This is a genomic window from Psychrobacter sp. BI730, assembly GCF_013414195.1.
GTDB lineage: Bacteria > Pseudomonadota > Gammaproteobacteria > Pseudomonadales > Moraxellaceae > Psychrobacter.
The window spans coordinates 116,732-124,429 of the sequence record NZ_JAATTV010000010.1; the positions used below are offsets into that span (position 1 = coordinate 116,732).

The following is a 7,698-nucleotide window of genomic DNA, read 5'->3' on the forward strand; positions in this document are numbered from 1 at the left end:
TTACGGGGCTTTTTAGTGTTCGTTATTTAGTACTTACTACTGAGCGACTGTTGCTAACTGTAAATTTAACACTGAAAAAGGTGCACTGTTAGTGAATACTTTTCTTAGCAGCTTCATTATTAGTAGTTGAGTCGTTTTGTTCGCTAAAGTGTTGAGTGACCTCAGCACGTAGCCAAGACTTTAGGTTTTCAGACATTAGCATCATTTGCTCACTTAGATAGTCATCGACCTGTGTTTCTAGCTCGCGGATTAGCTGTTGGTGTGTTGCATCTAGCGTCGCGTCTTTTAGTGCTAAATTAATCGCTGCACTGGCTTTATTATTAATATCTTTAATGTGGTTATCACTAAGCGCATGTGCCTGTTCGCTAATGGTTTTGCTGTCAGCACTTTTATTATCGCTAGCATTGCCTTCAGCATTTACGACTTCTGATATCGCTTTTTCAGTCTTTGCGCTAGAATTATCAGTAACAAAATCGTCAGTAACAGCACTATCTGTCACGACTTTATCAGCGTTTACTTTAGCTACGTTGTTATTAGTAGCCAGTTCTTTGTCGTCGTCTTTCTCTAACGCTGTTTGCTTATTTTTTTCTTGTTCTTTTCGAGTTGCTTCTGCCTTACGTGTGGTTTCTTCTGCTTCTTTTTTCTTCTGCTCGTCTTCTAGCTTTTGTTTTGCAGCTGCTGCGTCTTCTTGCTCTTGTTTTTCCGTAATTGCTTTCGCAATGGCTTGCTCTGCATTGTAGTTATCATATAGCTCGTCTACATGCGCATCTAAATCATGGGTATTAAAAGTGAAGTCTTCAAATGAGGTGTCAGATTGCAGCAGAGTAGTGATGTCTTTTAGTTCTTGAGTAATTGCTGCACGTACTGGCTCAGGTGCACACGTCCAGCGTTGATAAAACTGATGGGAAAATGAGTAGCTTGACATGGTATCTTCCATAAATGTTCCAAAAATTACCCCTTATCATACGCAAGTACGATAAGGGGCTGCAAGTGGACAAACGTAGCAAATCTGACACCAACGTTACAACGCATTCATTACCATGCGCTGCGATGTGGATGGGCGGCTGTTATTGATTGACAGGCCAGCGAGCAAATACCAATGAGCCATTGGTACCACCAAAGCCAAAGCTGTTGGATACTGCATACTGCAAGTTATCAACTTTGCGTGATTGATTAGCCACATAATCAAGGTTACAGTTGTCCTCGATATCATCTAGATTGATCGTAGGTGGTACATGCTGATGCTGTAGCGCTAGTACTGTAAAGATAGCTTCAACTCCGCCAGCAGCACCAAGTAAGTGACCGGTCATCGATTTGGTCGAACTAACTAAGATGCTTTCTTTTACAGGAGAGAATACAGTTTCGATAGCAATAGACTCAGCCACGTCACCCGCAGGGGTACTAGTACCATGAGCGTTGACATAACCGACGCTTGATGACTCGATACCAGCATCGTTTAGTGCATTTTGCATCGCTCTTGCCGCACCGCTACCATCTTCTGGTGGCGCAGTAATATGACTGGCATCATCGCTCATACCGAAACCGACTAACTCTGCCAATATCGTTGCACCGCGTGCTTTAGCATGAGCAAGGCTTTCTAATACCACCACACCAGCACCATCACCAAGGACAAACCCGTCACGACCTTTATCAAACGGACGTGAGGCTTTGGTTGGCTCGTCGTTGCGCGTAGAGAGTGCATGCATAGCACTGAAGCCAGCTATACCAAGTGGGCTAGAACCTTTTTCACTTCCGCCTGCCAGCATGACATCGGCATCACCGTAAGCAATCAAACGAGCAGCAAGACCCATAGCATGAGTCGCCGTGGTACAAGCTGTTGAGGTCGCAAGGTTTGGGCCTTTTAACTTATGCTTAATCGCTACCAGTCCAGCGGCCATATTAACGATAGAGCCTGGGATAATAAAAGGTGAGACTTTGCCTGCGCCTTTTTCGTGTAGGGTATCACGACTGTTTTCGATTGTTTGGATACCGCCAATACCTGAACCTAAAATGATACCAAAGCGATCTTGGTCAACGCCTTGTACAGGTGCATCAGCAGCACTGACTTCCTCGATAAAACCAGCGTGCTTTAAGGCCATGGCAGAAGCGGCAACCCCATAATGCATGAACTCATCATAGCGACGTGCATCTTTAGCATTCATATATTGCTTGGCATCAAAGTCTTTGATCACGCCAGCGATTTGCGCACGGTAGCCTGTGGCATCGAAATGCGTAATCGGTGAGATACCACTCTCGCCATTGAGCAATTTGGTCCATGAGCTATCGACGTCTAGACCGAGCGGCGTAATGGCGCCCATACCTGTGACTACCACACGCGTATCATCAGAACGCTCGTAGTGAGGTGGTTTTTGACGCGATTTATGTACAGGTGCTGCAGTCATATTATTTGTGTCATCAGTGGTGGCTTGGTCGATAGGTGAACTACTATTCTGGCTCATGCGATATATCCTATACTTACAGGTCCTAAGAGGATGGCGTTTCAAAAGTCATTATAAAACACATAGGTGCACGTATGTAAACTAAAATTTAACTGGTCAGGCAAAACATACTTGACCCAATACCACGCCTTTATTTGCACCAGTTACCGCTGGTAAATTACCAGTTTCACCCATCAATGTTTGTCTGGCCAACCACGCAAAAGCAACGGCCTCTACCCATGTTGGCGCAAGCCCTAAATATTCAGTGGTTTTTACTGTGCAATGGGGTAGATGAGCTTGCAAGCGTGTCATTAAATAGTCATTCAATGCGCCGCCACCGCAAACATAAACCGAGCTGTTTTTTGAATGACTGATAAACGTATTGATTTGCATACTGGAACTGATAGCCGTGAGTTCAGTTAAGGTTGCTTGCACATCGGCAGCTGAATAACTGATGTTAGCATTGGCTTGCTCAAAAGCCTGTAGCTCGTCCTGCAACCAAGTTAAGTTAAAGTCCTCACGACCTGTGCTTTTTGGATGAGATTGAGCAAAAAATGGATGTGCCAAAAGTTGCTGTAATAATAGCTCAATGAGGGTTCCAGACTGCGCCCAAGCGCCACCTGCGTCATAAGAGTTATCTGTATGCAATGAGGTCCACGCATCCAATAACAAGTTGGCAGGTCCAGTATCGTAGCCAACAACCTGATCTTTTTCATTGGCGGGCAAGACGGTTATATTAGCAATACCACCTAAGTTTAATAGCACACGGGTACTATCAGGATTGGCAAATAGTGCCTGATGAAACGCAGGTACTAAAGGCGCACCTTGACCACCAACTGCCATGTCACGACGTCGAAAATCACTGACCACGCTGATACCTGTGCGCTCAGCGATGATATTGGCATCGACCAGTTGCAAGCTAAAACCCATCTGCGGGCGATGACGTACGGTTTGTCCGTGACAGCCAATCGCTAGCACTGATTCAGCATCGATATTTACTTGCTGCAATAAAGTATTGACCACTTCGCTCGCGAATTCAGCATACGTGCGACTTGCCCAGCCGAACCAATCCAATTCACTGTTTGGTTCATTGGCCTCTGGTACGAGTTGATTCACACCGTTCGGCTGACACAATGCCAATAGCACTTCACGCAGACGTGGCGGAAAATCTTGGCTATAGGTCGCCAGTAGTTGCATCGGCGGTTGAGTGTTGTCTTCGTTGCTCATCTCAGGATTAAACTGACAAAGAACAGCATCCATACCGTCCAAACTGGTGCCAGACATCATGCCAATATATAAGCCATCATCGAAGCTTTCAAACACGGTTTGCTCAAGGGCATCCGTTAGGGTGGCATAGTTCGAATCATCAAAGGTCAAATCATCAATATCGTCTGAAAGGTTATCCAAACCATTATTCATAAGCAAGTCTGCGAGAGCATTATGGTCAGTATCAGCAATCGATGCGGGGTTGGTCATGGCAATTTACCTTAAAAAACGCTAGTATATCCGTCAAATTCTAGCATTTTTTCCAACCTTTTGAGGTTCTAAACTTCCTAAGGTGTTGAGCCAGTAACCGTCATTCATAAAAATCCCAATTAAAGTGATATATAGAGAGCATCATGACCAATCAAACTTACACCCTAGAAGAACAACTGGCCCTTATTCAGCGTGGTACGCAAGAGATATTATCTGAAGATGACTTAGTGGCTAAGCTAAAGCTCAATCGCCCATTACGTATCAAGGCAGGCTTTGATCCTACCGCACCAGATCTGCATTTGGGTCACACAGTACTGATCAATAAGCTTAAGCATTTTCAAGATTTGGGTCATGAGATTTATTTTCTAATCGGTGATTATACCGCCAAGATTGGTGACCCTTCTGGCAAAAATAGCACGCGTCCACCGTTGACTGATGAGCAAATCAAAGCCAACGCCACGACTTATGCTGAGCAAGTATTTAAAATCTTGGACAAAGAAAAGACTCGCGTGGTCTTTAACTCTGAGTGGTTCAATGACATGAGCGCCGCTGACATGATTCAGCTAGCCAGTCAGCAAACCGTCTCGCGTATGCTTGAGCGTGATGATTTTTCAAAACGCTATGCATCACAAACGCCCATTTCTATCCATGAGTTTCTTTATCCGTTAGTACAAGGCTACGATTCTATCGCCCTAAAAGCCGATGTTGAGCTTGGCGGTACCGATCAGACCTTTAACTTGCTAATGGGTCGCACATTGCAAGGACGCTATGGCCAAGAGCCACAAGTGTGTATCACTGTGCCAATCTTAGAAGGGCTGGATGGTGTCAATAAAATGTCCAAATCATTGGGCAACTATGTCGCGATCTACGACGCACCAGGCACGATGTACCAGAAAATCCTGTCGATGCCGGACACACTGATCCATCGTTACTTTGAGTTCTTAAGCTTTAAGCCAATGGAAGAAGTGGCAAGCTTGATGGCAGACATGGAAGGTGGCCGTAACCCACAAGAAATCAAACGTATCTTAGCCGAAGAATTAATCGAGCGTTTCCATGATACTGATGCCGCTGCTAATGCGCACAAATCTGCCGGTAACGTCTTAGCAGATGGTGAGCTACCAGTTGATTTGCCAGAAATTATGTTAGATCTGGAAGGGCAAGATGCGTTATTTATCACCCAGATATTGAACCAAGCTAAGCTCGCTAAAAACAACTCAGCAGCTAAAGACATGGTAAAACGTGGCGCGGTAAAAGTAGATGGCGAAGTCGTTGATGGTGGCTTTAGTCTAACCTCAGGTCAGACGGTCGTGATTCAAGCAGGTAAAAAGGCTTATGCAAAAGTGACGGTTGGTTAGATAATCTATAAAAATGATTAAAAGTGAGGTCGGCAGTAATTGTCGACCTTTTTTATGAAGCGATGATTAGTAGCCATTTTTTAATAGTAGGAGTTTGCTATGACTAAAACCATTTCCCAAGGCATTTACCGCCACTATAAAGGCAGTTTGTATCAAGTATTGCATACGGCGCAGCATTCAGAAACCGAAGAATCGCTAGTGGTATATCGTTGCCTATACGGTGAATATGGCGTGTGGGTACGTCCGCTTGCGATGTTTGCTGAAACAGTCATGGTCGATGGTAAAGAAATTCCGCGATTTGAATTGATTAAACCATTAAATGATTAATACTTAGCCAATAATTTCGATTGAATTTAGCGCAAAAAAAACGACCCGTTGAGGTCGTTTTTTTTGTGCATTATTAAAAACCCATCATTAAGCGTTCAGAAACTTTTTCAATACTTTATAAAAACTAACTGGTGCATCCATCGGTACAGCATGCCCTGATGTTGGCAACATAATACTGTGCGCATTGGGCAGCAGAGTGGTCAAACGCTGTTGCCACTCTGCACTATATAATTGCGAGCGCGCGCCAATTAGTAAAGTAGTCGGAATATTGATAGTGGGCAAAACATCTCGGTAATCGTAGGGCAGCGCAACATAAGCAGATAGGCAACGCAGTTTATGTTGCCAAGTCGCGTGTTCCATTAGTGAGATTTTGTGCGGTGCCCGATAACTGAGTGCTTTTACCAATAATTGCGAAGGTTTGCTACTGACAGAGAGCAGAGAAAAAGAGCGCTCCATGTCTAATAGATTCACTTTTAATCGATAGGGCAGGTGACGGAAGTCAACCACTTGTTCGGCTTGTAGATAAGGAGCAGTGTCGGTAATTAACCGTGTAAATTGCGCAAACAATTCGGTTTGTCGGGTACCGAATACACCGCCACCTTGCCAGTCTGGCTGATTATGAATAATCGGTGCTTGGTCAATATTCAGATAATGGCTCACGCGCTGAATACCAAAGCGCTGAAAATATGCCCACATGACCAATGCTCCCATCGATATCGCGGCAACAGGAAAAGCCTCAAAGCCAGTTTCTTTGCTCACGTATTCAAATACATTTTGGGTATCTTGTGCATATTGCTCAATAAAATCAAACGTTGGCAGAGTTAGGTTACTGGCCAAACCAAAACCTCTAAAATGTGGCAAGTAAAAGCAGTAGTGCTGAATTAACGGTAAAATAAATGGCAAAAATTGCCTCGCATCCATACCGAAAGCGTGCATTAATAGGACAGGTTTACCTTTGCCAATGACAGAGACGGGCAGCAGCGTTCCATCAGCTGTTTGGACAGTAATGGTCTTTAGCTGATAGGGAGTAGGAAAGGGTATGAGGTCTTTTTTCATAGAGTGATATCTCTTTGATTTTTCAAGCTGTTTCGGTCAATTTAGCTAAGAGAGTATTGCGGTAGAGTACACAGCTACAAAATAGTTATACCGCGAATAAAAGACTGCTATATTGAAGCTGTTACCAGACCATAGCATAGAATTTGGCTAAGGGTAGAAGTCAACAGTGAGACGATACCAACGCTATTTAGGGACTGAAAATGATCGTTGAGGATATAAGCGCATGAGCAGATCAACATTACCATTACTCGATAGTAGCCTATATCCACAAGTATGGCAGCAGCAGATATTTACCAGTCCGAAGGCGCTTTTGCTGTCGATGTTGTCTGCTACTTTGAGTAGGAAGGTAACAATTGATGCCAGTGCTTTCACCAAACAGTTATTGGCAGATAATGTTTATCAAGAATGGATTAATACCACAGTATTTGGGCGTTATTTGCATCGTAACTTCACCGCATTTTATCAGCAGACAGAAGACAGTTTTAATACAGATATGCCTGCATTGTTCCGACAAGAATTAGTACGCCATGCGCAGTATTTACCATTCAATCAGGTATTATTTTTTGCAGGAGATATGCCCAAAAGTGTACGACAGACAAAGACGTTAACCACGACGGTGAATCCAGCGACGGCAATCATAAGTGCTCAGAAAATGTCTCATAATCTAGCACAAAATCTGACCGTGAATACGTCAAGGTTAATCATTAATCAGATAACCATCACTGGTAAGCAAGTATTGGGGTTTGCCATACGTCATAATAAGCGCACTAGTGAACGTCTGCGTAACGAAGTGCTGATTTTGGACTTTCAGGATTTGCGTTTGGTCAATGAGCAAGCTATTGAAGATGTAAAAAAAAGCAATATAGATGACTCTATATTGCTTCGATCTTATGAGATGCGCTAACAGGTTCGGTGTTGATAAGTGTTATATTGATAATCAACATTGACACTAAAACTAGCTAAGCAGATTAGGGCGTGTTGAACATTCATAATTTGAGCCAGATATAAGCACAAGCAAGAGCGACCGTATTTTCATAACTCTGCTT

General features: G+C 43.7%; 7 protein-coding genes. 3 read left to right on the top strand and 4 right to left on the bottom strand.

Annotation, left to right across the window (positions count from 1 at the left end):
- Positions 1-88 precede the first annotated feature (88 nt).
- The 3 genes from HCZ91_RS09345 to HCZ91_RS09355 all read right to left on the bottom strand — a co-directional run bounded on the left by HCZ91_RS09345 (position 89) and on the right by HCZ91_RS09355 (position 3,914).
- A complete protein-coding gene (locus tag HCZ91_RS09345) occupies positions 89-937 on the bottom strand; it encodes a hypothetical protein (RefSeq protein WP_179799144.1) in 849 nt (282 codons plus the stop codon).
- Between the two features lie 130 nt (positions 938-1,067).
- Positions 1,068-2,402 (bottom strand): beta-ketoacyl-ACP synthase II, encoded by a 1,335-nt coding sequence (gene fabF / locus HCZ91_RS09350; RefSeq protein WP_179799152.1) that lies wholly within the window; start codon positions 2,400-2,402, stop codon positions 1,068-1,070.
- Positions 2,403-2,555: 153 nt separating this feature from the next.
- Positions 2,556-3,914, bottom strand: a complete 1,359-nt coding sequence (locus HCZ91_RS09355) for an anhydro-N-acetylmuramic acid kinase (RefSeq protein WP_179799145.1) — start codon at positions 3,912-3,914, stop codon at positions 2,556-2,558.
- A 143-nt stretch (positions 3,915-4,057) separates the two neighbouring features.
- Here HCZ91_RS09355 and tyrS point away from each other — a divergent pair, with 143 nt between their 5' ends.
- On the top strand, positions 4,058-5,269 hold the full coding sequence (gene tyrS, locus HCZ91_RS09360; protein WP_179799146.1) for a tyrosine--tRNA ligase: 1,212 nt from the start codon (positions 4,058-4,060) through the stop codon (positions 5,267-5,269).
- A 99-nt stretch (positions 5,270-5,368) separates the two neighbouring features.
- On the top strand, positions 5,369-5,596 hold the full coding sequence (locus tag HCZ91_RS09365) for a DUF1653 domain-containing protein (protein ID WP_179799147.1): 228 nt from the start codon (positions 5,369-5,371) through the stop codon (positions 5,594-5,596).
- Positions 5,597-5,683: 87 nt separating this feature from the next.
- Here HCZ91_RS09365 and HCZ91_RS09370 read toward each other — a convergent pair whose 3' ends face one another.
- Positions 5,684-6,652: an alpha/beta hydrolase gene (locus tag HCZ91_RS09370; protein WP_179799148.1), complete on the bottom strand. Its 969-nt coding sequence runs from the start codon at positions 6,650-6,652 to the stop codon at positions 5,684-5,686.
- Between the two features lie 223 nt (positions 6,653-6,875).
- Between HCZ91_RS09370 and HCZ91_RS09375 the strand changes: the two genes are divergently transcribed.
- Positions 6,876-7,556 (top strand): hypothetical protein, encoded by a 681-nt coding sequence (locus HCZ91_RS09375; protein WP_179799149.1) that lies wholly within the window; start codon positions 6,876-6,878, stop codon positions 7,554-7,556.
- Positions 7,557-7,698: the final 142 nt, after the last annotated feature.

What these genes read in the sequence shown, in the direction of transcription:
- HCZ91_RS09345 (WP_179799144.1), bottom strand. Translation starts at nt 937, where the DNA reads ATGGAAGATACCATGTCAAGCTACTCATTTTCCCATCAGTTTTATCAA.
- fabF (WP_179799152.1), bottom strand. Translation starts at nt 2,402, where the DNA reads ATGACTGCAGCACCTGTACATAAATCGCGTCAAAAACCACCTCACTAC.
- HCZ91_RS09355 (WP_179799145.1), bottom strand. Translation starts at nt 3,914, where the DNA reads ATGACCAACCCCGCATCGATTGCTGATACTGACCATAATGCTCTCGCA.
- tyrS (WP_179799146.1), top strand. Translation starts at nt 4,058, where the DNA reads ATGACCAATCAAACTTACACCCTAGAAGAACAACTGGCCCTTATTCAG.
- HCZ91_RS09365 (WP_179799147.1), top strand. Translation starts at nt 5,369, where the DNA reads ATGACTAAAACCATTTCCCAAGGCATTTACCGCCACTATAAAGGCAGT.
- HCZ91_RS09370 (WP_179799148.1), bottom strand. Translation starts at nt 6,652, where the DNA reads ATGAAAAAAGACCTCATACCCTTTCCTACTCCCTATCAGCTAAAGACC.
- HCZ91_RS09375 (WP_179799149.1), top strand. Translation starts at nt 6,876, where the DNA reads ATGAGCAGATCAACATTACCATTACTCGATAGTAGCCTATATCCACAA.